Raw genomic sequence first — 23,009 nt, 5'->3', positions numbered from 1 at the left:
ATTCCTAGTTTTTCCTGGTAGTGATCAGGACCACCCCGTTCTTGCCTTCGTCCCCGTAAACCTTAGTAGCACCCTCGTTTTTCAATACGTCGAGCTTCTCAATAGTATTAGGGTCAAGTTTGCCCGGATCTAGGCCACGCGCCTGTTTAACTCCGTCGATGATATACAAAGGCGCTTTTTCAGCAGACGGGTCACCTCTGAACTGAATTTTTGCACCTGATGCAGCATCCGGGTTAAGCTCTCTTACTTTGGCCGTGCCCCGAATTTCAGTATCCTTTTTATCAGTAACATGCACAACCGCCACCTGCCCGGCTACGTCCGGATTGGCCGGCTTTGTAGTAATGTTAATCACCCCGCCCTTCGCCTTGTCGCCATACAAAGCAACCGCTTTTTCACCTTTAAGCACATTTAACGAAGCGATTTGGTAAGACTGGACATTTTTTTGAACATCCTCCTTTTTCATTTCCTTACCATCGACCACGTATAGCGGGTTGTCTTTGATGTCCTCTACATTAAGCTTGCCTGTTGTGTTTTCTTCGAGCATGAAATTGATCGGAAGGGTCATTTTTACATTCACTTTATGCCCATTCTGCGAACCCGGCGTCCAGTCGGGCATGCTCCTGATCACCCGCATGGCCTCCTCATCACAGCCAAATCCGATTCCTTTCAGGATCGATACGTGCTGTACAGCGCCCGTTTCGGTCACGATAAAGGAAACGAACACTTTTCCCTGCGCGTTTGCTTTCGACGCTGCCGTCGGATATTTGATTTTTCTTGCTAAGAACTCAAACATAGCACGTTCCCCGCCTGGATATGTCGGTGCTTTTTCAACTACGGTAAAAACCTTGTCAGGCATTGGTCCGTCTTGTTTTTCTACTGTTTCGGGCTGCTTATCCTCGCGCTGCTCGCATCCGGCAACGAACAATGCAGTGGCGCCAATCAATGATGCAGCTGCCAGATAAGTACTCAGCAACCATTTCGAACTTCGGTTTTTATAGATCATCTGAATTCTTGATTTGATTTGTGATGGTTTAAAGAAATGATTTGTCAAAGAAGCGATAGGTGCATTCAGTGCGTAGCTGACGAGGAACCGTGCATAGTTTTCCCGGTTCGATGCTTTCGAATCGGCCAGAAATTCGTGTACTTCCTGCAAGTCGCGTTTGTAGAGGAGCAGGACCGGGTTGAACCAGAACACCACTTTCATAACTTCCAGGAAAAGGATATCCGCACTGTGCCACTGTCGGGTGTGCACCATTTCGTGACTCAGAATTTCGTCAAAATGACTTTCATAGTCGTTTCGGTTGATCACGATCCATTTCAGGAAAGAAAACGAACCGATCTTGTTAGAATCGATCATTACCACAGTACAATCTTCCAGCTCGATCACCTCACCCGATTTCAGGAAGCTCCGGAGTTGTAAAATGTGCCGTACCAGATAAAATGCGGCAATGAAAAGTCCGATGAAATATGTGAGCCCTGCTGCCTCCTTCCAGGTAAAAAGCGGTTTTTCCTCCTGCACAAATGAAATGGAAACCGGGGCAGCACTCAATTCATAAATAGCGGGAATGGCGGGTGCAGTTTCAGGATAGATCACAAAAGGCAATGCAAATGCAATCGCGATCGATCCGAGCAGGTAAACCCGGTTCCACTGGAAAAAAGTGTGGTTGCGCAGCATCAGGCGGTAGCAGACGAATAATAAAATCCAGTACAGGTTCACCTTGCCGATATATAATAGCATGTCCATGGCTAACAGCGTTTATTTTTCGTCTTTATGTTGATTGATAAGCTTCATAATCTCGTCCAGATCCTTGGTTTTCAGGTCGTTGTCTTTTACAAAAAACGAAACCAGGTTGGGAAGTGAGTTGTCAAAATAATTGACCATCAACTGCTTCATTTCGTGACGCTTATATTCTTCCTCACTAATGAGCGGAAAATATTCGTGCGTTTTTCCATAGGCAGTATAGCCCACTACTTCTTTCTTTTCGAGTATACGAATGATCGTAGAGACCGTGTTGTAGGCAGGTTTGGGTTCTGGCATTTCGGCCAGTATATCTTTAACGAATCCCTTCCTTAGTTGCCAGAGAATTCTCATAACCTCTTCTTCTGCTCGCGTCAATGTGCGTATTTCCATGATGTTGACTATTGTATTAGACTTGTAGATTAATGGTTGATTCAAAGTTAAGACTATTTATTTAGTTTCAAAACTATTTTATTAGTTATTATAAAATTTCGTTTTGAATTAGCATTTAATTGGAATGGCACAGTATTAACAAACTGTTTTTAAAGGTTACTTCGGACTCTATGGCTGAACTCATGACGATCAGGGTAAACGGAAAAGTGCACAAGGTGCAAGCCGACCCGGAAATGCCTTTGCTCTATTTACTTCGGAACGATTTGAAATTGAATGGTCCCAAATATGGCTGCGGAATTGAGCGGTGCGGCAGTTGTATGGTACTCTTAAATGGGGCAGCACAACCTTCCTGTGTCATCCCGTGCAGTGCGGCTGCGGTTTATGAGGTAACTACGCTGGACGGGCTGGCTAAAAACGGGAAGCTCGATCCTGTTCAGGAGGCATTTATAGAGGAGCAGGCTGCGCAATGCGGCTATTGCATGAATGGAATGATCATGTCGGCAAAAGCTTTACTGGCGGAAAATAAAAATCCTTCCGATACGCAAATCCGGCAGGCGCTCAACCGGGTACTTTGTCGCTGCGGCACGCACACCAGGATCATCAGCGCAGTCAAGAAAGCCGCCGATAAAATGAAAAATTTATGAAAAATCAATCCAGTTTCAATGCGGATAGACGCTCATTTCTCAAAAGCGCCGGTCATTTGCTGGTCGGATTTCAGCTTTTCCCGACCTTTACAGGCATTGCCGGATCTGATGAATCATGTGGTACCGCGCCGGTTACCAATGGCCAGCTGATCGATGCCTGGATCCGTTTTGATGCGGATGGAAAGCTTACTGTGATCACGGGTAAAATGGAGCTCGGCCAGGGTATACGGACGGCATTGATGCAAATGGCAGCGGAAGAACTGGATATACCGATGAACCGGGTCCGTATTATCATCGCAGATACCGGCCAGACCCAGGATGAACGTTATACCGCAGGCAGTGGCTCCATTGAAGGCAGCGGCCGAGCGATCCGGAACGCGGCAGCAGAAGCGAGACAATATTTGTTGAAGCTGGCCGCGCAAAAGCTCGAAACGCAAATTGAATCTCTTTCAGTAGAAAACGGAGTAGTAATATCTTCCGGAAATCAAAAAAAGGTAACCTACCAGGAGCTGGTAGCGGGAAAGCGCCTGGAAATAGAAGTGACGGGAAAAGCCCCGCTGAAAGACCCGGCTACCTATAAGTTGATTGGTAAAGGCGTGCACCGCGAGGACATTGCCCAAATGGCCGTTGCGAAAGCCTATTACATTCAGGATATGCGATTACCTGAAATGGTCCACGCACGCGTTTTGCGACCGCCGGTTTACAATGCAAAGCTGATATCGGTTCCCAGAGAGCAAATTGAAAAATTACCCGATGTATTAAAATTGGTGGTAAACGGAAACTTTGTGTCCGTGATCGCGGCAAAGGAATATACGGCTGTAAAAGCTTTGGAAGTATTAAAAACCAATGCGAAATGGGACTCCCTGCCACTTAGCGTTTCGCCGGATAAGCTGTACGATCATATACAGGCGTCTGCGTCAGCTTCCAAAATAATAGAAGAGAGCGGCTCCGGCATGCCGGCGAAAGATTTTAAGCACGAAGCAACTTATAAAAGACCTTACCAAATGCACGGTTCTATTGGCCCGTCATGCGCAATAGCGCTTTGGAAAAATGATTTACTGACAGTGTGGTCGCATACCCAGGGCGTTTATCCCCTGCGCAAAACGATCTCTGATCTGCTGAAAATGCCCGAAAACAAGATCAGGGTGATCGGTGTGCCGGGGGCTGGTTGTTACGGGCACAATGGTGCCGACGATGCTGGTGGCGACGCCGCTTTGCTCGCAATGGAAATGCCGGGTAGGCCGGTCCGGGTACAATGGATGCGGGAAGATGAGCACAAATGGGAGCCTTATGGTTCTGCAATGGTATTGAATGTAAAAGGACGGATCGGCGAAGCAGGTAAGGTCGATGCCTGGAATACTGAAATCTGGTCGGATACGCACAGTACGCGGCCGGGCGGGAATGCCGGGCATTTGCTGGCGGGCAGGCACATTGCGAAACCCTTTGTCTTCAAATCGGGGGGCTTTTCGGGAGGGAGTCACCGGAATTCCGTGCCGCTTTATGACTTTGCTTCCAGGAAAATCAGCCTGAGCGATTTTGACGGACCATTGCGGACTTCCGCTTTGAGAAGTCTCGGGGCTTATGCCAATATCTTCGCTCTGGAGTCTTTTATGGATGAGCTTGCCTGGAAAGCAGGTGAGGATCCGGTAGCATTCAGGCTCTCGCACCTGAAAGACGAGCGTGCACGCAAGGTGATCACTACCCTGGTCGAAAAAGCGGGCTGGGGGAGTAGCCGCGGTGAAGGTTTTGCCTTTGCCCAATATAAAAACAGTGCCGCCTATCTGGCTGTTAAAGCAGAGGTAAGCGTCGACAAGGCCACGAAGAGTTATCAATTAACCAAGCTGACCGCAGTGATCGACTCCGGACAAGTGATCAATAGGGACGGGATCATTAACCAGACTTCCGGGGGAATGATCCAGGCGGCGAGCTGGACGATGCTGGAAGAAGTGAAGTTTGATGAAACGGGAGTGAGGAGTACTACCTGGGAAACGTATCCAATCCTCCGTTTTGACCAGGTTCCCCACACCGAAGTTTACATTATTGACAGACCGGAGGAGGAGCCGCTCGGCGCTGGGGAGGCGGCCCAGGGGCCTACTTCAGCTGCGATTGCCAATGCGATATGCAGTGCAACCGGCAGCCGCCTTCGGGAACTGCCTTTAACATCCGATAAGATTGATTGGGCGAAGGTCAGCTGACCGGGCTTGCTTTATGACTGATGTTCAACTGGTGGCTGATTACCCTGATCAATTCTTCCGCACGGAATGGTTTAGTAACAAAGCTGGCGAACCTAACTCCATCAATCACAGGGGCATTCTCAGCGAAAGTGTCTGCTGTAAAGGCGATTACCGGAACATGTGCATGCTGCGGATAGGAGGAGCGAATGGCTTTCATAGCCGTAATTCCGTCCATCACAGGCATTTGAAGATCCATCAGGATGAGGTCAAATTCACCCTCTTCCAGGCGATCCAGCACTTCTTTTCCATTATTGCATATGATAAAGTAAGCGCCCCACCTCGTGAGCAGATGTTTGAGCAAAATCTGGTTTGCCAGGATATCTTCCGCTACCAGAATGCGATAACCTTTGAGCGATACCTGCTCGGGTGCAATTATCTGCTGTTGTAGTGCAGTTACGGCTTTTCTAAAATTGAGGATCACACTGAACGTTGATCCTTCCCCCAATTTACTTTTAGCAGAAATGGTACCGTTCATCAGTTCAGTTATTTTTCTGGTAATGCTGAGGCCAAGGCCGGTTCCACCGAAATAGCGGGTTGCATTGTTTTGATGCGCCTGGGAGAAACTATCAAAAATAACGCCAAGCTTATCTTCGGAAATGCCTATTCCCGAATCTGTTACATCAATTTTAATGTCGGCACTATTGCCTTTGTCTTCGTGTAGTTCTACGGAAACTTTAACAAACCCACCTTCTTCGGTAAACTTGATCGCATTTCCGACCAAATTGATCAGGACCTGATTGAGCCGGTATGCGTCTCCCATCAGCATCTTGGGCACATTTGGTCCTGAGCGAAAAGTAAGGTCAATTGATTTTTCCTTCGCTCTTACGTCGAAAGTCCTGACGAGGTATTCCAGCTTTTCCTTCAGGTCGAATTCAAAGTTTTCCAATCCAAACTTTCCGGCTTCAATTTTAGAGAAATCGAGAATATCATTCAAAATAACCATCAGATTGTCAGCGGAATATTTGATCATCTTAAGGTATTGTCTGTCTGCTTCCGGGAAATTGCTGCCCAGCAACAGCTCAGTGAACCCGATGATACCATTCATGGGAGTACGGATCTCGTGGCTCATTGTTGACAATAGATCTGACTTTATCCGAGCTGCTTCTTCGGCATCGTTTTTCGCTTGCAATAGCTCTTCTTCTGCTTTTTTTCTGCTGGTAATGTCGATTGCCGTTCCCAAAACTTCCTGTACACTGCCTTTCTCATTGCGTTTGAAAGGCACCTCCCGCGTAATAATCCAAACCTCAGAACCGTCTTTGTGTTTCAACCGGAACTCCTTTTCTGTCACATCTGAATCTTTCACCCAATGCCTCATAAAGTGATAGTGCCTGCGGAATGCAAGCTGATCCTGCTCATTGATGATCTTCGCTAGCCCGCTGGTACCATCTGGCAGATTGTCACCTTCAGAGTATCCTAGTATTTTGGAAATCTGTTTGTTGTGAAAGATATTGGTCCATTTTTCAATGTCAATCACATAAATAATATTGGGGGATAACAGTGCTATTTTGTTGATGAATTCCTCTTTCTCGGCAAGCTCGCGGTGTGCCTTTTCGCGGCCTTCCTCGGCTTCCCGCATCTGGCTCACGGTATGAAAGGTCTTGGTCAGCTTTTCGGCATTCATTTCTGACCTGGTGAAATAGTCCATCGCCCCGGCCTTGATGATTTCGACGGCAATACGTTCGTCGCTCCGGGAGGTGATCACGATCACGGGAATGCCCGGCACGGCTTCCCTGATCTTTTTCAATACTTCCAGGCCGTTGGTTTCCGGGAGCTGATAATCAAGAAAAATGCAGGTTGGCAGCCACTCTTTTAACACTTGCAAAGCATCTTCCGCATATTTCGAGATCCTCATTTCCCCGATCTCTACCTGTGACTTTTGGACGACTTGTGCGAACTGCATCACATCAATATCGTCATCTTCTACGAGCAGGATATCAAGAGTAGTCATAACAGGATCTAATCACGTCAAGTAATATTATTCCAGGGATTCGTAAAGGGTGCAATGACTTTTTCAGCGTCGACACGGCTGCTCTTTTGACATTCACTTCGTCTTTAGGCCACTGATCTCACGCCGGTGATTTAGTGTTCAGGTAATAGAAGGAAAAGAAATTCCCTTAATCTTTCGGAAGAGCTCCACAGCGTACAGATCGGTCATGCCAGACACAAAATCGAGTACAGTCTGAATTTTAGAGTAGGGATCTTCCTTCGAAGTTATGAATTGCTTTGGAATTAACTCTACAAGTTTCCTGGTATAGTGGTTATTATTATTAAGATAGGCAGGCACGAATTCTTCCAATAGACCGCCAATTACTTTGTAGCCAGCCACTTCAATCTGTACAACAGAAGAATAATTGTAAATCTTGCTGACAGAGATGCATTCAATCTCTTTCATAGCCGACCTGTAAGGCTCGGGCATGCTGTCAATAAGGCTTTTGTTCAGATTTCCGGCAAGAATGGTTTTCTGTTCATTATAAAATAATTCAGAACACTGGCCGATAAGCGTACTGATCGATTTGGCCCTGAGAAGGCTGATTTTAGCATCGGCATCATCTATCTCCTGTAATCGCGCCGGCATTTTCGGATCATTGCAAAGCTGTAAAAGCAGCGTCTCAACTTCCTGGTAGGAAAGTATTTTCAGGCGGTGAGCATCTTCCAGGTCAATGATATTATAGCAAATGTCGTCCGCCGCTTCGACGAGGTAAACAAGCGGGTGGCGCCGGAATATCAGCGGAGAGTCCGATTCTTTATGTAAATCCAATTCAGTGGCAATCTTTTGGAAACCAGCTTGCTCAGACTGAAAGAACCCATATTTTTTAGTGTAAATATTTGCCTTGTTATGGCCCGCGATCGCCTCACAGGGATATTTTGCGATTGCGGCCAGCGTTGAATAAGTAAGTGCGAAGCTTCCGTAACCTTTCCCGGCGTAAGGATGCGTCAATATCCTGAAGGCATTTGCATTCCCTTCAAAGTGAATAAGATCGGCCCATTGCTCCTGAGTTACCTCCGACTTGTATTTCAATCCCTCATCATCTGTGAAGTAATGAGAGATGGCAGCCTCTCCCGAATGCCCGAAAGCAGGATTGCCAAGGTCGTGTGCCAGGCAGGCCGCCGATACGATATTTCCTATTTCACTGATTAAAGGCAACTTCTGATCAATATCCTTGTCCTCAGCGCAAAGTTTATTGTAAAATATCCTTCCCAGAGATTTACCTACACTGGCTACTTCGAGACTGTGAGTGAGTCGGTTATGAACAAAAACGCTTCCGGGGAGGGGGAATACCTGCGTTTTATTCTGAAGTCGTCTGAACGGAGAGGAAAAAATGAGCCGGTCGTAGTCGCGCTGGAATTCGGACCTGGCCTCGGCAGGATCCGCATTGTACTTGTCTTCGCTTCCCCAGCGTTTGGCGGAAAGCAACTTTTCCCAATTCATCATATTCTTATCTTAAAGTGGCAAATCTAATCGGTTTCACCTAATTCCTTCACTGAAAATTCGGATCAAATGCAGAGTGTGAACAGACACTATATTGGTAGTTTCCTTACGCCAGCTACTTTAAAATTCAAAAACACATATTGCAAATTCTCAAACTGACTGTTCATGAGAAAGATAGGGTTTCTTGCCGGGCTATGGGTACTGCTTTTTAACACAGGAAATGTGACCGTCGCAGCTGACGAGAAGTTAGCGAAGGAAATGGCGGCAGCCGTCAATTCTTTCCTCAAAACACTCGACGCTGAGCAGCAAAAAACCGCTTTGGCAGCCTATTCAGATCCCGTTCGTTCTGACTGGAATTTTACGCCCAGAGAGAGAAAAGGTTTGACTTTGAAACAGATGAACCAGGAACAGCGAAAAGCAGCTATGGCATTGGTCGAGTTGGTTTTGAGTCAGGAAGGATATAGCAAGGTTGAGCAGATCATTGATCTGGAAAATGTACTTAGGGTAACTGAAACGCGCCCGGCCAACGATACTTACCGAGATCCGGAAAACTATGCATTTCTGATATTCGGAAAACCGGGCAGCGCCCCCTGGGGGTGGCGGGTGGAAGGTCACCACCTTTCGCTGCACTTTTCTTCCATTAAAAACCACGTTACCTATACGCCGAGTTTTATGGGCAGTAATCCCGGCAAAGTACTGGCAGATGTACCCCAAAAAGGCAAGATCATTCTTAGAGCCGAACAGGAGACAGCATTCAGGTTGCTGAACAGTTTCGACGGATCTCAGGCCGAAAAGGTAAGCCTGGGCGCGAAGGCACCAAACGAGATATTCACTTCCAACACCCGCAAAGCGTCTCTCGAAAAAATGGAAGGGCTTGCGATGAGAGATATGAATGCAGCACAAAATGCGGTTTTCAAAGATCTGATCATGTCTTATCTGCAGCGGTACCACGTGACGCTAAAAAATCAGCAATGGTCTGAGCTGGAAAAGGCAGGCCTGGAAAAAATTCATTTCGCTTGGATGGGAGACCGGGAGCCGCTCATCGGACCTGGTCATGGGCACTACTACCGCATTCACGGTCCCACGTTCCTGATTGAATTTGACAACACCCAAAATGGCGGTAATCACATTCATTCAGTAGTACGGGACCTGACGAATGATTTCGGGGAAGATATGCTGCGGGCACATTATGAAAAGGGGCACCCCTAAATCCCCTAAGGGGGACTTTTTGTGCTGAGCTAGCCTGATTTCAAAATCATACGTCTCCCCTTCAGGGGCCGGGGGCACTTGGCGCGACTGAAAGAACTTAGGCTCGCGGGTTACCCTAAATCCCCTAGAGGAGCTTTTTTGTACTGATTTCAAAATCATACGTCTCCCCCTCAGGGTCCGGGGGGACTTGGCGCTAGTGCATTAGAATCTCCCAATAGCCTTTTCTTTACAAATCAAGTATTAGCAAAAGAAACACCCACTTTTGTTTTAGAGAAAGTGGGAAATTAAACACACTATGATGCATTATGGCGCTGCGCCGATCTTATTCGCTCGCGCAAAAGAACTTCGTAAAAATGAAACCCGGGCCGAAAAACTGCTTTGGGAAAGATTGTCAGGCAAGCAACTTGGAGTGAAATTCAGGCGGCAGCATCCCTTCCACCGTTTTATCGTAGATTTTTATTGCCACGAGCTTAAGCTCGTGATTGAAGTAGACGGAAACATTCATCTGTTGCGAGAGAATGCAGCGTATGATCGATTGCGGTCAGACTTAATTAAGGAATTTGATGTTTGGGTAATCAGGTTTACGAATGAAGATATATACTTCCGGATTGATAAAGTCATTTCTGTAATTCAAGAAATTGTTAACAAGAGTCGGTAAATTCGCAAATGACCCAATCGCGTTACCGCTACTTTATAATAAACAAGCCCGCCAATATGGTATCGCAGTTTGTCAGCTCGGATGAGGTGAGGCTGCTGGGTGACCTGGATTTTGACTTCCCCGAAGGCACCCATGCAATTGGCAGGCTCGATAACCACTCCGAAGGTTTACTGATTCTTACCACAAACAAACGGGTTACCAATCTACTGTTTATGGGCCAGGTTCCGCATAAACGTACCTATTGGGTCAATGTGGGGCACCACGTCAGCGAGCACACTTTGCAGTTGCTCCGCAGCGGAATCGGGATCAAAATTAAAGGCGGAGTTGAATATGTGACCACACCCTGCGAAGTCAAAATTATTTCCAGGCCCGCTGTTTTAACTAAACACCAAAACGAAACTTATGAAAATGTCCCGAATACCTGGCTGGAAATAAGCCTGACGGAGGGGAAGTATCATCAGATACGCAAAATGGTACGTACCGCCGGCCACCGGTGCAAGCGGCTTGTGCGCGTCAGTATCGAAGATCTCGAACTCGCCGACCTGCCGCCCGGCCGGGTAAGGGAAATAGAGGAGACGGAATTTTTCAGATTGCTGAAGATAGAAAACTGGCAATCAAACGATGTTCCCAATAAATCACAGACTGAACCGCTTGTCAAAAAACTGGAACGTTAAGCGGCAGGGCTACTAGTTTTATCACAGTAATTATCACTAAATAAAATCTGTCCGGTTATGAATCTCATTGGCAATATTATCTGGCTGATATTCGGCGGTTTCTTGGTTTTTCTGGAATATATGGTGGCTGGCCTGGTACTCTGCCTAACCATTATCGGGATTCCTTTTGGTATTCAATGTTTTAAAATAGGAATGCTTTCCCTTTTTCCATTCGGGCAGCAGGTACGCGATGTCCCCGGTAATACGGGCTGTTTATCCACTGTTTTTAACGTAATCTGGATTGTTATAGGTGGAATCTGGATTGCGCTTACCCACCTGGTTTTTGGTATAATTCTTGCCATCACGATCATCGGACTACCTTTTGCAAAGCAGCATTTCAAACTGATGAGCCTGTCTTTGACCCCATTCGGAAAGGAAGTTTATTAATCCGCATTAAAAGATCAGGAATGAAAGCAGCCGTTATTACGCAACCCGGTGAGCCGGAAGTATTGCAGATCCGGGAACTCGAAATGCCCCGGCCCAATGCGACCGAAGTGTTGATCAAAGTGCATGCAGCCGGTGTGAACCGGCCCGATGTCATGCAGCGGCAGGGGAAATACCCGCCTCCTGCCGGCGCTTCTAAGGATATTCCGGGCCTTGAGGTAGCCGGAGAAATAGTGGAAACAGGCAGCGGGGTTTCTAACTGGAAACCGGGTGATCAGGTTTGCGCCTTGCTCACCGGCGGCGGTTATGCGGAATATGCGATCGCGCAAACCGGACATTGTCTTGCGATACCTGCCGGTTTCAGCTACGTCCAGGCAGCTTCTTTACCCGAAACCATATTCACAGTCTGGCACAATGTATTCCAGCGCGGGCAGCTCAAACCAGGAGAGAATTTTCTGGTGCACGGCGGAAGCAGCGGAATTGGTATCACCGCAATTCAGCTGGCCAGGGCAATGGGCGCCGGCAAGGTTTTTACGACAGCCGGTACTGCCGGAAAATGCGATGCATGCGTTGCACTTGGAGCTGATATTTGTATTAATTATAAGGAAAATGACTTCGAAAGTGTCCTGAAAGAGCAGAGAGTGGATGTGATCCTCGATATGGTTGGAGGAGATTATATTCCAAAAAACATCCGTCTGTTGAATATCGATGGGCGCCTCGTGTTTATCAACATCATGAAAGGCAGCCGGGTAAAATCCGGCGACGATTATGTGGATTACGGGCTGATCATGCGCAAGCGGCTGACTGTCACGGGTAGTACTTTAAGGAACCGAGATATTAAATTTAAAACGTTGCTTGCACTCGAAATCCGTGATCAGGTTTGGCCGATACTGGAGAAAGGCTTGTTTAAACCCGTTATTTTTAAGGAATTTCCACTCGAAGAAGCTGCGGCAGCGCACCGGCTAATGGAGAGCAGCGAACATACTGGTAAGATTATGCTGGTAAATAAGTAATAGCAGCTGCCTTACTCTCCTTTCAATTTTTTGTTCAAAATAGCTGAAATTTCCGCGGCCTGCGAGAAAACCATCAAATGCCCGCCACCCGCGATCACGGTGTCCGGCTTGACCAGTTTGACCGGAATAAGCCGGTCCTGGTCTCCATGAATGTGATAGAGATTTTCGGCACGCTGCTTTTTCTCCCAGCTGCCTGTACGCGCCAGCGCCCATTTCAAAAATTTAGTGTCGGTATCGTGTAAAATATCTCTCAAAAGCGATTTCGCTTCGGGTGTGGTCGCTCCGAAATATTTGTAAGTGATCTTATTAGCCGATTTCAAAACCGGCCCGGCAAAAGGCGATAGCAGCAAAAATTTGGTTAATCCTCTGTAAAAACCTGAAACTGGAATGCCTGTCGAAGTGCTCGAAATAATAATGATCCTTTCAGGCTTAACGATTTCGGCTATTTCTGAGGCGATCATTCCGCCGAACGAAACGCCTACCAGCTGAAATGGTTTCGTCGTGTCAATTTGCGGGAGCAGCCTTTGCGCGTATTGTGCGATCGTTTCTTTTTTAGCAGGTTTAATCCATTCAATATGGTGTATTAAAATGTCATCGTCCAGCTTTAGTCTGCTGAAAACGCGCTTATCTGCACCGAGGCCGCTGAGGAAGTACACATTCATTTTAGGCGAATCTTTGGAAGCAGGCGTGCTTTCCTTGGCAAAAATGTATTGAGCCGAAAAACAAGCGAAAGCGAGCAAAACAAAAAACGCAGTCCGTTTTAGAGGAGGCATAATTTCAAAATAGCTTCTCAATATACGAACTGCGCCTCAATAACGATTTTCTACTTCGCGAGATTAAACCTGATTCCTCCCATTACCCAACGGCCGGGCATTTTGGAGCCGAGCAAGTCGCTGTATTGCACGTCGAATGCATTGTCAGCCTGCACATAAACCGCCAGCATTTTATTCAGAAAAGCATATTCAGCTTTCGCATTGATCATAAAATAGCTGCTGCTGATCCGCGCCTCGATCGCCGCCGTTTCGCGGGCTGCTCTTTGTTTGTACAAACCATTCAGGCTGAATGAGAAATTGTTGACCTGGTAAATAGCTGAAAAATTGGTCAGGAATTTTGCGTGCGAAGAGACGTAAAATGAAGGTATCTGATTACTGTTCTTACTGTCGAGCCAGGTGAAACCGGCATTGAAAAGTAGTTTCTGATTGGCGCCGAGACTATTTGCAGATTGAATATCCACTTCGATTCCGGTCGTATTCACCTCTGCAATATTGAGCGCCAGACCGAAATTGCCAGTCGGAGAAAGGTTGTCCTTTCTTGGCATTTGGGCATAAGGCGTCGTTACATAGTCGATCAGGTCATTTTGCAGCCTTTGGAAAAAAGTGGCCGAGAGTTTGAGCTGGGATTTATTATTTGTTGTCAAAAACCAGTCGGCGCCGGCTTCGTAGCTGAAAGAACGCTCGGCTTTCAGGTCCGGATTGCCTACATTTCCACCCGTCACGAGCGCTTTGTTATAGTTGTTGAAACGTTCGGTAAAATCAGCATCGCGGATCGTTTTGCCCGCACTGCCGCGCAGCTGCCAGCTATCTTTCTTATAAGATAATGTGATTTGCGGAACCGCTTCTGTGCCAATGCTTTGCCGCCAATCCACGCGAACAGAAGGCGTAACTGTGAAATTTTCTCCAAAACGCTGGACAATCGAGACGAAGGGGGCCAGCTGGTGGAGCGAATGGTCACCGCGGTCGTTGGAAGCGATATTCCGGTTCTGATAATTCAAGCCGGCGATCAGGCTGGTGGCCGGCGTAAATTCCTGCTGCAAAGTAGCCAGCCCCTGCCACAGCCGCGATTTACTATTGTTAGCGATTGAATGTGGATTGAATAGATAAGTATCCTCCACGAACTTGTAGCCCGCATCAACGGTAAATGCAGTTTTATTCTTTTTGTACCCGAGTTTCAGCTGGTTCCACGACGATTTTACTTTTTCGCTGGCAGTATCTGATTTTAATACAGTATAAAAATTCTGCGCCGCAAAATCCCGGTGATCGTAGGAACTGCGCGCCGCCAAATTCCACGCTTCGGAGAGTTGGTAATTCAGGGAAAGAGAAGCGGTATTGTTGTGAAAATACCCTTTGATGCCCCGCTGCCGGACCCCGGAAGCATTATTTGTCAGCAAGCCTCCTGAAACGGCCAACCTGCCTTTCTGATAAAAACCACCTGCATTCGCATTGATAAGCCCATACTGTCCGGCTGAGATACCTGCACTGATATTTGTTTTTGCGGGGCTATTTTCGTCTCCTCCGTTATTTAATTTGGCCGCAAACGTTTTGGAAATAACATGAATAACACCGCCCACCGCGTCAGAGCCATAGATCGCTGAAGAAGCGCCTTTTAAAACTTCGATCCGCTCGATTTCGGCAGGTGAAATGGGGATATAGCTATTAAAGTGACCTGTATTTGGATCATTCAAACGAATTCCGTCGAGAATAACCAGCACCTGCTGAAAAGTACCGCCGCGCAACACAATATCACTTTGGGAACCCATCGGTCCGCGCGCCTGAATTTCTACACCTGGCACATATCTGAGCAGATCGTCGATGCTATGCACCGGCAGATTTTGAAAATTCTCCCCCCTTATCACCGCAATATTCCGCCCCGTTTCCGAAGCCCGCTTCTCCACGATCGAGGAAGTTACAGTCACGGGATCCAGTGAAATATCCTGGGCAAGTAATGAGGTAGAAAGTAAAGTGAGGACGCAGATTTTAGTAGCGATTTTCATTTTGGGTGTTGCTTTGGTAATGAGCTGTTGGCCTTTGCTGTTAGCTATTGGCTTTTAGCGTCTTTGCTTTTGAATTAGTAAATATTCATGAGAACGATTGCGATTAACAGCTAAGATCTAACAGCCAAGAGCTAACAGCTAATGGCTAACAGCTAATATTTAACGCCAACCGCTAATCCCAACAAAACTACTATCTTACCGGCCCGTTAAACTACTCCGGTTTTGATCTAATGCATAGTCCGGTTGAAATTCCTTTCAAAAATATAATACTGGTAGACCGGCTTTCCGGTACACCGGTATATCTGCAAGTCGCTCACAGACTGATTAATGCAATCCAGCGCGGGTTATTGTTGAATGGTGCAAAGTTGCCCGGAAGCCGCTCGCTTGCGGAGTCGCTGCAAATTCACAGGAAGACAGCAGTTGCCGCTTACCAGGAACTGGACGCGCAGGGCTGGGTCGAAATGCGGCCGAACAAGGGCACATATGTGACTTATCGATCGGATATTATGCATTCAGGATTGCAAAATTTTCGGGCTGAGGATTTGGTGAGTTACCCGCGAGAGACCGGTTTTACATTTGAAAAAAGTATGCTGTTAGACCGTCCGGTTTCGGTTTCCAATGTCGAACTGGAATTTACCGATGGGCTTCCTGATGTGAGATTGGCGCCGATGGATAAGCTTGCAAAGACTTATTCCGGGATTTTGAGAAGGAAAAATAACCGCAAATATCTGGGTTACTCGCACGTGGAAGGCAATACCTATTTCCGCGAAAAGCTGGCGAATTACCTGAACAATACCCGTGGACTGCATATCAGCTCTGAAAATATCCTGACCACCAGAGGCGTTCAAATGGGAATTTATCTTGCTTCCCAGCTATTGATCAAAAAGGGTGACCAGGTAGTAGTGGCTGATCTGAGTTACTATACGGCCAATATGATTTTCCAGAAAGCAGGCGCCCATATTCTTTCCATTCCTGTCGACGATCAGGGAATATCAGTCGAAGCATTGCGGAAACTATGCGAAACTACCCCGATCCGCATGCTTTATATTACGCCGCATCATCATTATCCCACTACGGTAACGCTCAGTGCCGAGCGTCGGATGGAATTGCTGGGGCTTTCGGTTAAATACGGGTTTATCATTCTGGAAGACGATCATGATTACGATTTTCATTACAACAGTAGTCCGGTGCTGCCGCTTGCCAGTGCCGACCGGGCCGGTATGGTTGTGTATGTGGGTTCATTTTGCAAAGCTCTGGCACCGGGGCTGCGGTCGGGCTACCTGATTGCTCCGGCTGAGCTGATTACTGAGCTGGCGAAATTCAGACGGATCATTGACCGGCAGGGAGATCTGATGATGGAGCAGGCATTGGGTGAATTATTGGACGAAGGAGAAGTGCAGAGGCACATTAAGAAGGCACAAAAAGTATATCACCAGCGTCGGGACGCGCTCGAAAATTTGCTCACAATGCATTTAAGCGACTATCTCAAATTCAAATCGCCTCCGGGCGGACTCGCTTTCTGGACGGAGTGGCGCAAGGATATCAACCTGATGCGCGTCAGCAAGGCTTGTTTGAAACGAAACCTGCATCTTCCACAGACTTTACTTTTTCAAACCGGGAAATTAAGCGCAGTGCGGCTGGGTTTCGGCAGTATGAACGAAGAAGAAATGGAAGAGGCGATTCTGATTTTGAGAGATGTACTGGTTAGCGAGTACTAGGTTGTATTCATGATTTATTCAACTAATTTGTAATAAATTCCTATAACCTTTCCCGCAACTCCCGGTATGAAAAAGCGAACATTTATTAAACTATCATCTGCGCTCATGACAGCTCCATTATTCTCACCGCTTACGGGCTGGGCCGCGAACAGTCCGGCCGACCGAGAAAAGTTGAAAAATTGGGCAGGTAACCTTGAATATAGCACTGATAAGCTGGATTCAGCGAAATCGTTGCAGCAGGTGAAGGAGCTTGTTGCCAAATATCCGAAGCTTAAAGTGCTCGGTACGCGGCATTGTTTCAATAATATTGCAGATACGAAAGACCAATTTATATCTGTCGTGAATGCGGACGAGCAGATTGTTTTAGACGAAAAAAATAAAACAGTCACCGTGAATGCGGGACTGAAATACGGCCAGCTGAGCCCGGTTTTGCATAAAAAAGGATTCGCGTTGCATAATCTTGCTTCGCTACCACACATATCCGTCGCTGGTGCCTGCGCTACGGCCACGCACGGGTCGGGCGAGAAGAATGGTAACCTTTCTACGGCTGTCGCGGCGATGGAGCTGGTGACTGCGAGTGGCGATGTTTTACAATTGAGTAGGAAAAAAGATGCGGATCAATTCAATGGTGCGGTAGTGAACCTGGGCGCATTGGGCGTGGTGACGAAAGTTACGCTGGACATTCAGCCTACGTTTTTGATGGGACAATATGTTTACGAAAACCTGCCCCTAGATCAGTTGAGGGATAATTTTGACAAAATTCAGTCCAGCGGATATAGCGTTAGCTTATTTACAAATTGGCAAAGCAATGATATTACGGAAGTTTGGGTGAAGTACATTCACGGCATGAACAGTGCCAAACCACTGAAAGTTTTGCCTGAGGAAGAATTTTTTGGCGCAAAACTCGCTACTAAAAACCTACACCCGATACCTGAACTTTCTGCGGAAAACTGTACGCCACAAATGGGTGTGCCGGGACCGTGGTATGAGCGAATGCCGCATTTCAAAATGGGTTTCACGCCGAGTAGCGGTAAGGAGCTGCAATCGGAATATTTTGTACCAAGAAAGAATGCTGTCGATGCTATTCTGGCGATATCTAAATTAGGCAACCAGGTCGGGCCACACCTTTTTACTTCCGAGATCCGGACTATTGCAGCGGATAATTTGTGGCTCAGCCCGTGTTACAAGCAGGATTCAGTTGCCATTCATTTTACCTGGAAGCAGGATTGGGCGGCTGTAAGTAAATTGTTGCCTGTAATCGAACGCGAACTAGCTCCTTTTAATGTAAGGCCACATTGGGGCAAGCTATTTACCATTTCTCCAGCAATCCTGGAAAAACGATGTGAAAAAATGGAAGATTTCAGAAAGTTGGCCAAAGCGTATGATCCGAAGGGCAAATTTGTAAATGACTTCCTGAAGCTGAACGTATTCGGGTGAAACTTTACACGATTCGGGCGTAGCAACTGGCACGATTACGGCGATGATTGCGTTTATCGGATAGACATTTTGCGCTAATCAACATATACAATGGCAACGAAATTAAAAGAACTTCCGGCCGCTGCACAGGAGATTACCTCCGAAAAAATCACTGAGTTATTCATGCATTATTGTTTGGAGAACAACAAAAAGCCCGAGTCGGTGTATTTGTTCTGCAAGCAAAACGGAATGGCAGAAAAGGATTTTTACAAACACTTTTCGTCGATCGACGCGATTGAAAAAAGTGTATTTGTAAGTTTCCACAAGCTGGCTGTGCAGCTGATGGATCAAAGCGAAGATATTGCATTGCTGGGATTCCGGGATAAACTACTAACCTATTATTATACCTATTTCGAAATCCTGACAGCCAACAGGAGCTATGTCATACTGACTTTGAAAGAAGGTAAAAACAGGCTGAACAGTCTTCTCAAGCTGAAAGACTTCCGGACTCATTTTAAGGCATTCATCTCCCAGGTCAGCGAGGGTTACCTCAAAGCAAAAAGCGAGCGGATCCGCAAGGCGCAGCAGGATGCATTGGAAGAAGGCGCCTGGATTCAGTTTCTGGTTACATTGAAATTCTGGCTCGACGACGAGTCGATCGGATTTGAAAAAACCGACCTGTTTATTGAAAAATCAATCCGGGCCACATTCGACCTGATTGATACCACTCCATTAGAAAGTGTTATTGATTTTGGAAAATTTCTCATTAAAGAAACGCTGCGGTAGGAATGGAGACAATTGATAGCATACCTACCTCGAAAATTCAGCGTGCCACCAAGCTTATTTCAACCGGAGTAAAGATCGGGGGGAACTACCTGAAATATTATGGTGAGAAAATAACAAATCCGGAGTCTGCAAGGGATAACCTGAACACAAACAATGCAGAGGACATCTATGATGGACTTAAAAACCTGAAAGGAAGCGCATTGAAACTGGCGCAAATGCTGAGTATGGAGAAGAATTTTCTCCCTCAGGCTTACGTGGAGAAGTTTTCGCTGTCGCAATTCTCAGTTCCGCCACTATCGGCGCCGCTGGTTGTGAAGACTTTCCGTAAGTATTTCGGTAAATCGCCGCTTGACCTGTTCGATACCTTTGACGCCAATGCGATCAATGCTGCCAGCATAGGACAGGTACACAAGGCTAGTGCGGATGGAAAACAGCTGGCGGTTAAGATCCAGTATCCCGGAGTTGCCGAAAGCATTTCGACCGACCTTGCGCTGGTAAAGCCGATTGCGATGAAAATGTTTAATATTCAGGCTAAGGATTCGGATAAGTATTTTAAAGAGGTCGAAACCAAGCTGACGGAGGAAACCAATTACATCCTGGAAATAGCGCAGAGTTCGGAAATCGCCGAAGCTTGCTCACACATTCCGAATCTTCGCTTCCCGGTTTATTATCCTGAATATTCCTGCGAGCGGGTTATTACGATGGACTGGATGTCGGGGCGGCATTTGTCGGAGTTTGCCAGGTCAAATCCTGATCAGCATCTGGCCAACAAGATCGGTCAGGCACTGTGGGACTTTTATATGTTCCAGGTTCATCATTTGCGAAAAGTACATGCAGACCCGCACCCTGGGAATTTCCTGGTCGATGATCAGGACAATCTGATCGCAATCGATTTCGGCTGTATCAAAGAAATCCCTGAGTCTTTTTATACGCCTTATTTCGATCTCGCAGAGCCGGAAAATCTGAACGATCCCGTTATTTATCACAAAAGATTAGTGGAGCTTGAAATTCTCAAGCCGAAGGATACAGAGAAAGAGATCGTTTATTTTTCAAACCTTTTCAAAGATGTGCTGGGCCTTTTGACGCAGCCATTTAACTCGGATACCTTTGATTTTTCGGATGAAACTTTCTTCCAGAGACTGGCTGCGCTGGGCGAAAAATACGCCAATGACAAAGAGCTCCGCAAAATGAATATGAACCGCGGCTCCAAGCATTTTATCTATATGAACCGGACTTTCTTCGGCTTGTTCAGCCTGCTGCATGATTTGAAGGCAGTAGTCGAGACGAAGCAATTTGCGGTTTGATAATTGATATTACCCGATAAAAAAATGACAGGCCAGGTGGTCTGTCATTTTTTTGTAACTTAAAATAAATTTAGAATTTCTAAAAGTTATTTAACTTTACTAATATTCCATTTCGGAAACACACACTTTAATTATGGTCGTAATCAGCTACAAAATGATCAGAGAGTTTGCGTTGCGTTATCCAGATTCTGCAAACACGCTGAGCGTTTGGTTTAAGAAAGCCCAGAAGGCCAACTGGGCAAATTTTCATGAAGTACAAAAGGATTTCAATTCTGTTGATGCTGTGGGAAATGATAGATATGTCTTTAACATTAAAGGAAATAACTATCGGCTCGTTACGCTGATCATTTTTAGCACAAGGACTATATACTTATTATTTATAGGGACGCACATTCAGTACGACAAAATCGAAGCTTCAACTATTAGGATTGGTAAAAAATGAACAATAGCTACACAAAAATAAAAAGTGAGTCTGAGTACGACCGGATCATGGAGGAGATATTGGTCTTAATGAACAAAGGTGAAGCCAATCTTTCTCAGGAGGAAATGCAGACCATCCGTGCAAAGGCGCTGGCGGCGGAAGCTTACGAACAAGAGCACTATTATATAGAACCTCCCAGAACATTGGAAGGAATGATTGAACTTCGTATGTATGAATTAAAATTGAAACAAAAGGACCTTGCGAAGACCCTGGGAGTAAGTGGAACCAAACTTTCCCTGATTTTAAACGGAAAGCAAAAGCCTGACATCTCCTTTATCAAGGCAGTTCATACAAAGCTGAATGTACCTGCCGACTTTATTTTAAAACATATCTGAGCGGGTTACTCCAGCGTAAACTCGGGATTATAAATCACGCCAATCACATTGCCCCAGGGATCAATCACGGAGGCTACTACGATGTCGCCTCCTACATTGGCGGGTTCTTCGTGTGACGTGGCACCGAGGGATATTAGTCTTTCAAATTCCAGTCCGGCGTTTGCTACACCCCAGTAAGTCACGACATTCGCCGTTTTTGCGGAGGCAGCGCCGTCTTCCTGCTGCAAGCCCAGCTCATAGCCTGCAATATTGAATCCCACATAAAAAGGTTCGTCGAAGTAAGGGGCCGTTTCGAATGCTTCGGTATACCATTGCTTTGCTTTGTCGAGCTCTGCGACTTTGTAGATAGTTGTCCGGAGCCCTAGAAATTTTCCTGCCATTTTGCTACGCTGTTTTGATTTTCAATTCCTTTTGCAAACAAACACTATAATCCGATACTGCATATTGCATGAGATCAGTAACCTGGCTGTAACCTAGTTTACGATACAAAGCGATTGCCTGTGGCTGCCCGTTGCCGGTTTCCAGAAATGCAGAATGATATCCCTTTTCCATCGCCCACTTTTCTATTTCTGCCACAAGAGCAGAAGCAATGCCCCGTCCCCGAAACTCAGGTTCGACATACATACGTTTGAGCTCTATTGTGGCATCATTCAGTGTTTTAAAACAACCACAACCTGTAACCTTCTTGTCCTCGTAAGCTAAAACAACTGTATCCAGATCAACAATCCTGTTGTACTCCTCAAAATCCTCCTTTTTAGTATTATATATCAGGCAAAGCTCATCGTCCAGCTTGTCTGTCAATTTTTTAAAGTCAGGATTGTCACTATTGGTCCTGATTATTCCTATCATAGGCAAAAATATTCAAAGCAGCTTGATCTGTCCTGTATTGGTGGGATGGGCGGGTACTTTCAGGTTCATTCCCAGCTCATCATTGAACTTTTGGATCAGATATGCCGACAAGAGCGGCGAAGCTTCTTCATGATTTTGATGCACAAAAAAGTAAATTCTCTCGATACCCTCCGCGACCCAGATTTTGATTCTTTCGAACCAATCGTCCAGTCTGGTATAATCCGAATCGACGTTAGCACCATTATAACGGATAAATGCAGTGGGCGTCGTCAGGTGCATGTGCAGCAAATCCCTGCGCCCGGCGGAGTCGGTTATGATGTGCGTGATATTGTTCCTTTCCAGTACTTCATAAAACTCGGTGTTGTCAAAACTTCCGTCGTACCAGGCCGTGTGCCTCAGTTCCAATGCAAGCGGAAAGCCTGAGGGCCATTGTTCCAGATATGCTTTGAGTGCTTCCCAGTTTTTTGGGCCGAAATTATCAGGCAACTGAAGAAAGAGCATGCCCAGCTTTTCCTGTAAATGGGAAATACCATCAAGATAAACGTCAGTCGGTTCTTTTGCATCTTTCAGCCTTTTCCAGTGACTGATTCCCTGGTGTAGTTTTGGGAAGAATTTAAAGCCTTCGCTGGTTTTATTATACCATCCTTCGATCGTTTCGACCGGGAAATTATTGTAAAAAGTAGCATTTAGCTCAATGCTGTTGAACTGGGTTGCATAGTAACCCAGTTCGTCTTTGACACCTTTGGGGTAAAAACTTTTCAAGTCTGTTTTATTCCATTTGGCACAGCCGATACAAATCTCAGGCTTGCCTCCGCCTTTCGCATTCGTGAGGATACGCTTATTTGCAGGCGCATCGGGCGGCAGCGTAAAATCGATTTCTGCGGGATTGTCAACTTTTCCGAATTTCATATTTTATCAAGCCTAAGATTTATCA

The 23,009-nt window shown here is 46.3% G+C and carries 22 protein-coding genes; 13 read left to right on the top strand and 9 right to left on the bottom strand.

The features are described from left to right. Positions 1-4 precede the first annotated feature (4 nt). Both FXO21_RS08000 and FXO21_RS07995 read right to left on the bottom strand, forming a co-directional pair. Positions 5-1,744: a M56 family metallopeptidase gene (locus tag FXO21_RS08000; protein WP_192579188.1), complete on the bottom strand. Its 1,740-nt coding sequence runs from the start codon at positions 1,742-1,744 to the stop codon at positions 5-7. Positions 1,745-1,756: 12 nt separating this feature from the next. Further along, positions 1,757-2,131 (bottom strand): BlaI/MecI/CopY family transcriptional regulator, encoded by a 375-nt coding sequence (locus FXO21_RS07995; protein ID WP_149643413.1) that lies wholly within the window; start codon positions 2,129-2,131, stop codon positions 1,757-1,759. A gap of 170 nt (positions 2,132-2,301) precedes the next feature. On the opposite strand from FXO21_RS07995, the gene FXO21_RS07990 reads away from it, so the two are divergent. Both FXO21_RS07990 and FXO21_RS07985 read left to right on the top strand, forming a co-directional pair. Then, positions 2,302-2,775, top strand: coding sequence for a (2Fe-2S)-binding protein (locus tag FXO21_RS07990; protein WP_149639601.1), 474 nt, complete (start codon positions 2,302-2,304; stop codon positions 2,773-2,775). Next, entirely contained in the window at positions 2,772-4,970 is a 2,199-nt protein-coding gene (locus FXO21_RS07985) for a xanthine dehydrogenase family protein molybdopterin-binding subunit (protein WP_149639600.1), read from the top strand. Before FXO21_RS07990 ends, FXO21_RS07985 begins: the two co-directional genes overlap by 4 nt. Here FXO21_RS07985 and FXO21_RS07980 read toward each other — a convergent pair. Continuing rightward, on the bottom strand, positions 4,963-6,957 hold the full coding sequence (locus FXO21_RS07980) for a hybrid sensor histidine kinase/response regulator (RefSeq protein ID WP_149639599.1): 1,995 nt from the start codon (positions 6,955-6,957) through the stop codon (positions 4,963-4,965). The two genes, FXO21_RS07985 and FXO21_RS07980, sit on opposite strands and share 8 nt — an antisense overlap. 138 nt (positions 6,958-7,095) lie before the next feature. Next, positions 7,096-8,442: a deoxyguanosinetriphosphate triphosphohydrolase gene (locus FXO21_RS07975; protein ID WP_149639598.1), complete on the bottom strand. Its 1,347-nt coding sequence runs from the start codon at positions 8,440-8,442 to the stop codon at positions 7,096-7,098. Positions 8,443-8,604: 162 nt separating this feature from the next. On the opposite strand from FXO21_RS07975, the gene FXO21_RS07970 reads away from it, so the two are divergent. The 5 genes from FXO21_RS07970 to FXO21_RS07950 all read left to right on the top strand — a co-directional run bounded on the left by FXO21_RS07970 (position 8,605) and on the right by FXO21_RS07950 (position 12,416). Next, positions 8,605-9,648: a DUF3500 domain-containing protein gene (locus FXO21_RS07970; RefSeq protein ID WP_225865611.1), complete on the top strand. Its 1,044-nt coding sequence runs from the start codon at positions 8,605-8,607 to the stop codon at positions 9,646-9,648. A 295-nt stretch (positions 9,649-9,943) separates the two neighbouring features. After that, positions 9,944-10,306 carry an endonuclease domain-containing protein gene (locus tag FXO21_RS07965; protein WP_149639597.1) on the top strand — a complete coding sequence of 121 codons (363 nt, stop codon included), beginning with the start codon at positions 9,944-9,946 and terminating at the stop codon, positions 10,304-10,306. Positions 10,307-10,314: 8 nt separating this feature from the next. Then, entirely contained in the window at positions 10,315-10,980 is a 666-nt protein-coding gene (locus FXO21_RS07960) for a pseudouridine synthase (RefSeq protein WP_149639596.1), read from the top strand. Positions 10,981-11,037: 57 nt separating this feature from the next. Next, on the top strand, positions 11,038-11,406 hold the full coding sequence (locus tag FXO21_RS07955; RefSeq protein ID WP_149639595.1) for a YccF domain-containing protein: 369 nt from the start codon (positions 11,038-11,040) through the stop codon (positions 11,404-11,406). A 20-nt stretch (positions 11,407-11,426) separates the two neighbouring features. Then, complete coding sequence (locus tag FXO21_RS07950) at positions 11,427-12,416, top strand: NAD(P)H-quinone oxidoreductase (protein ID WP_149639594.1); 990 nt, start codon at positions 11,427-11,429, stop codon at positions 12,414-12,416. Positions 12,417-12,427: 11 nt separating this feature from the next. Here FXO21_RS07950 and FXO21_RS07945 read toward each other — a convergent pair whose 3' ends face one another. Continuing rightward, positions 12,428-13,189 carry an alpha/beta fold hydrolase gene (locus FXO21_RS07945; RefSeq protein WP_149639593.1) on the bottom strand — a complete coding sequence of 254 codons (762 nt, stop codon included), beginning with the start codon at positions 13,187-13,189 and terminating at the stop codon, positions 12,428-12,430. 50 nt (positions 13,190-13,239) lie between these two features. After that, positions 13,240-15,186, bottom strand: a complete 1,947-nt coding sequence (locus FXO21_RS07940) for a TonB-dependent receptor plug domain-containing protein (RefSeq protein WP_149639592.1) — start codon at positions 15,184-15,186, stop codon at positions 13,240-13,242. 230 nt (positions 15,187-15,416) lie between these two features. Here FXO21_RS07940 and FXO21_RS07935 point away from each other — a divergent pair, with 230 nt between their 5' ends. The 6 genes from FXO21_RS07935 to FXO21_RS07910 all read left to right on the top strand — a co-directional run bounded on the left by FXO21_RS07935 (position 15,417) and on the right by FXO21_RS07910 (position 21,226). Then, on the top strand, positions 15,417-16,904 hold the full coding sequence (locus FXO21_RS07935) for an aminotransferase-like domain-containing protein (RefSeq protein ID WP_149639591.1): 1,488 nt from the start codon (positions 15,417-15,419) through the stop codon (positions 16,902-16,904). Positions 16,905-16,970: 66 nt separating this feature from the next. Further along, a complete protein-coding gene (locus tag FXO21_RS07930; RefSeq protein WP_149639590.1) occupies positions 16,971-18,341 on the top strand; it encodes a D-arabinono-1,4-lactone oxidase in 1,371 nt (456 codons plus the stop codon). Positions 18,342-18,431: 90 nt separating this feature from the next. Beyond that, positions 18,432-19,106, top strand: coding sequence for a TetR family transcriptional regulator C-terminal domain-containing protein (locus FXO21_RS07925; RefSeq protein ID WP_149639589.1), 675 nt, complete (start codon positions 18,432-18,434; stop codon positions 19,104-19,106). 2 nt (positions 19,107-19,108) lie between these two features. Beyond that, entirely contained in the window at positions 19,109-20,410 is a 1,302-nt protein-coding gene (locus FXO21_RS07920) for an ABC1 kinase family protein (protein WP_149639588.1), read from the top strand. A 133-nt stretch (positions 20,411-20,543) separates the two neighbouring features. Next, complete coding sequence (locus FXO21_RS07915) at positions 20,544-20,852, top strand: type II toxin-antitoxin system HigB family toxin (RefSeq protein WP_149639587.1); 309 nt, start codon at positions 20,544-20,546, stop codon at positions 20,850-20,852. After that, positions 20,849-21,226, top strand: coding sequence for a helix-turn-helix domain-containing protein (locus tag FXO21_RS07910; RefSeq protein ID WP_149639586.1), 378 nt, complete (start codon positions 20,849-20,851; stop codon positions 21,224-21,226). The genes FXO21_RS07915 and FXO21_RS07910 overlap by 4 nt, the downstream gene beginning before the upstream one ends. Before the next feature lie 5 nt (positions 21,227-21,231). Here FXO21_RS07910 and FXO21_RS07905 read toward each other — a convergent pair whose 3' ends face one another. Genes FXO21_RS07905 through FXO21_RS07895 form a run of 3 tightly spaced genes read right to left on the bottom strand, consistent with a single transcriptional unit; the run spans position 21,232 to position 22,984 of the window. After that, positions 21,232-21,606 carry a VOC family protein gene (locus tag FXO21_RS07905; protein ID WP_149639585.1) on the bottom strand — a complete coding sequence of 125 codons (375 nt, stop codon included), beginning with the start codon at positions 21,604-21,606 and terminating at the stop codon, positions 21,232-21,234. A gap of 4 nt (positions 21,607-21,610) precedes the next feature. After that, entirely contained in the window at positions 21,611-22,075 is a 465-nt protein-coding gene (locus FXO21_RS07900; protein WP_149639584.1) for a GNAT family N-acetyltransferase, read from the bottom strand. 12 nt (positions 22,076-22,087) lie between these two features. Further along, on the bottom strand, positions 22,088-22,984 hold the full coding sequence (locus tag FXO21_RS07895) for a DUF72 domain-containing protein (RefSeq protein ID WP_149639583.1): 897 nt from the start codon (positions 22,982-22,984) through the stop codon (positions 22,088-22,090). Between the last annotated feature and the right edge of the window lie 25 nt (positions 22,985-23,009).

Source organism: Dyadobacter sp. UC 10 (assembly GCF_008369915.1).
Lineage (GTDB): Bacteria > Bacteroidota > Bacteroidia > Cytophagales > Spirosomataceae > Dyadobacter.
Note: the sequence above shows the minus strand (reverse complement) of the source record. Positions and strands in the feature narration are given on the sequence as shown.

What these genes read in the sequence shown, in the direction of transcription:
- FXO21_RS07950 (WP_149639594.1), top strand. Translation starts at nt 11,427, where the DNA reads ATGAAAGCAGCCGTTATTACGCAACCCGGTGAGCCGGAAGTATTGCAG.
- FXO21_RS07940 (WP_149639592.1), bottom strand. Translation starts at nt 15,186, where the DNA reads ATGAAAATCGCTACTAAAATCTGCGTCCTCACTTTACTTTCTACCTCA.
- FXO21_RS07900 (WP_149639584.1), bottom strand. Translation starts at nt 22,075, where the DNA reads ATGATAGGAATAATCAGGACCAATAGTGACAATCCTGACTTTAAAAAA.
- FXO21_RS07910 (WP_149639586.1), top strand. Translation starts at nt 20,849, where the DNA reads ATGAACAATAGCTACACAAAAATAAAAAGTGAGTCTGAGTACGACCGG.
- FXO21_RS07960 (WP_149639596.1), top strand. Translation starts at nt 10,315, where the DNA reads ATGACCCAATCGCGTTACCGCTACTTTATAATAAACAAGCCCGCCAAT.
- FXO21_RS07925 (WP_149639589.1), top strand. Translation starts at nt 18,432, where the DNA reads ATGGCAACGAAATTAAAAGAACTTCCGGCCGCTGCACAGGAGATTACC.
- FXO21_RS07975 (WP_149639598.1), bottom strand. Translation starts at nt 8,442, where the DNA reads ATGATGAATTGGGAAAAGTTGCTTTCCGCCAAACGCTGGGGAAGCGAA.
- FXO21_RS07895 (WP_149639583.1), bottom strand. Translation starts at nt 22,984, where the DNA reads ATGAAATTCGGAAAAGTTGACAATCCCGCAGAAATCGATTTTACGCTG.
- FXO21_RS07955 (WP_149639595.1), top strand. Translation starts at nt 11,038, where the DNA reads ATGAATCTCATTGGCAATATTATCTGGCTGATATTCGGCGGTTTCTTG.
- FXO21_RS07915 (WP_149639587.1), top strand. Translation starts at nt 20,544, where the DNA reads ATGGTCGTAATCAGCTACAAAATGATCAGAGAGTTTGCGTTGCGTTAT.
- FXO21_RS07990 (WP_149639601.1), top strand. Translation starts at nt 2,302, where the DNA reads ATGGCTGAACTCATGACGATCAGGGTAAACGGAAAAGTGCACAAGGTG.
- FXO21_RS07920 (WP_149639588.1), top strand. Translation starts at nt 19,109, where the DNA reads ATGGAGACAATTGATAGCATACCTACCTCGAAAATTCAGCGTGCCACC.
- FXO21_RS07945 (WP_149639593.1), bottom strand. Translation starts at nt 13,189, where the DNA reads ATGCCTCCTCTAAAACGGACTGCGTTTTTTGTTTTGCTCGCTTTCGCT.
- FXO21_RS08000 (WP_192579188.1), bottom strand. Translation starts at nt 1,744, where the DNA reads ATGGACATGCTATTATATATCGGCAAGGTGAACCTGTACTGGATTTTA.
- FXO21_RS07995 (WP_149643413.1), bottom strand. Translation starts at nt 2,131, where the DNA reads ATGGAAATACGCACATTGACGCGAGCAGAAGAAGAGGTTATGAGAATT.
- FXO21_RS07935 (WP_149639591.1), top strand. Translation starts at nt 15,417, where the DNA reads ATGCATAGTCCGGTTGAAATTCCTTTCAAAAATATAATACTGGTAGAC.
- FXO21_RS07970 (WP_225865611.1), top strand. Translation starts at nt 8,605, where the DNA reads ATGAGAAAGATAGGGTTTCTTGCCGGGCTATGGGTACTGCTTTTTAAC.
- FXO21_RS07985 (WP_149639600.1), top strand. Translation starts at nt 2,772, where the DNA reads ATGAAAAATCAATCCAGTTTCAATGCGGATAGACGCTCATTTCTCAAA.
- FXO21_RS07965 (WP_149639597.1), top strand. Translation starts at nt 9,944, where the DNA reads ATGATGCATTATGGCGCTGCGCCGATCTTATTCGCTCGCGCAAAAGAA.
- FXO21_RS07905 (WP_149639585.1), bottom strand. Translation starts at nt 21,606, where the DNA reads ATGGCAGGAAAATTTCTAGGGCTCCGGACAACTATCTACAAAGTCGCA.
- FXO21_RS07980 (WP_149639599.1), bottom strand. Translation starts at nt 6,957, where the DNA reads ATGACTACTCTTGATATCCTGCTCGTAGAAGATGACGATATTGATGTG.
- FXO21_RS07930 (WP_149639590.1), top strand. Translation starts at nt 16,971, where the DNA reads ATGAAAAAGCGAACATTTATTAAACTATCATCTGCGCTCATGACAGCT.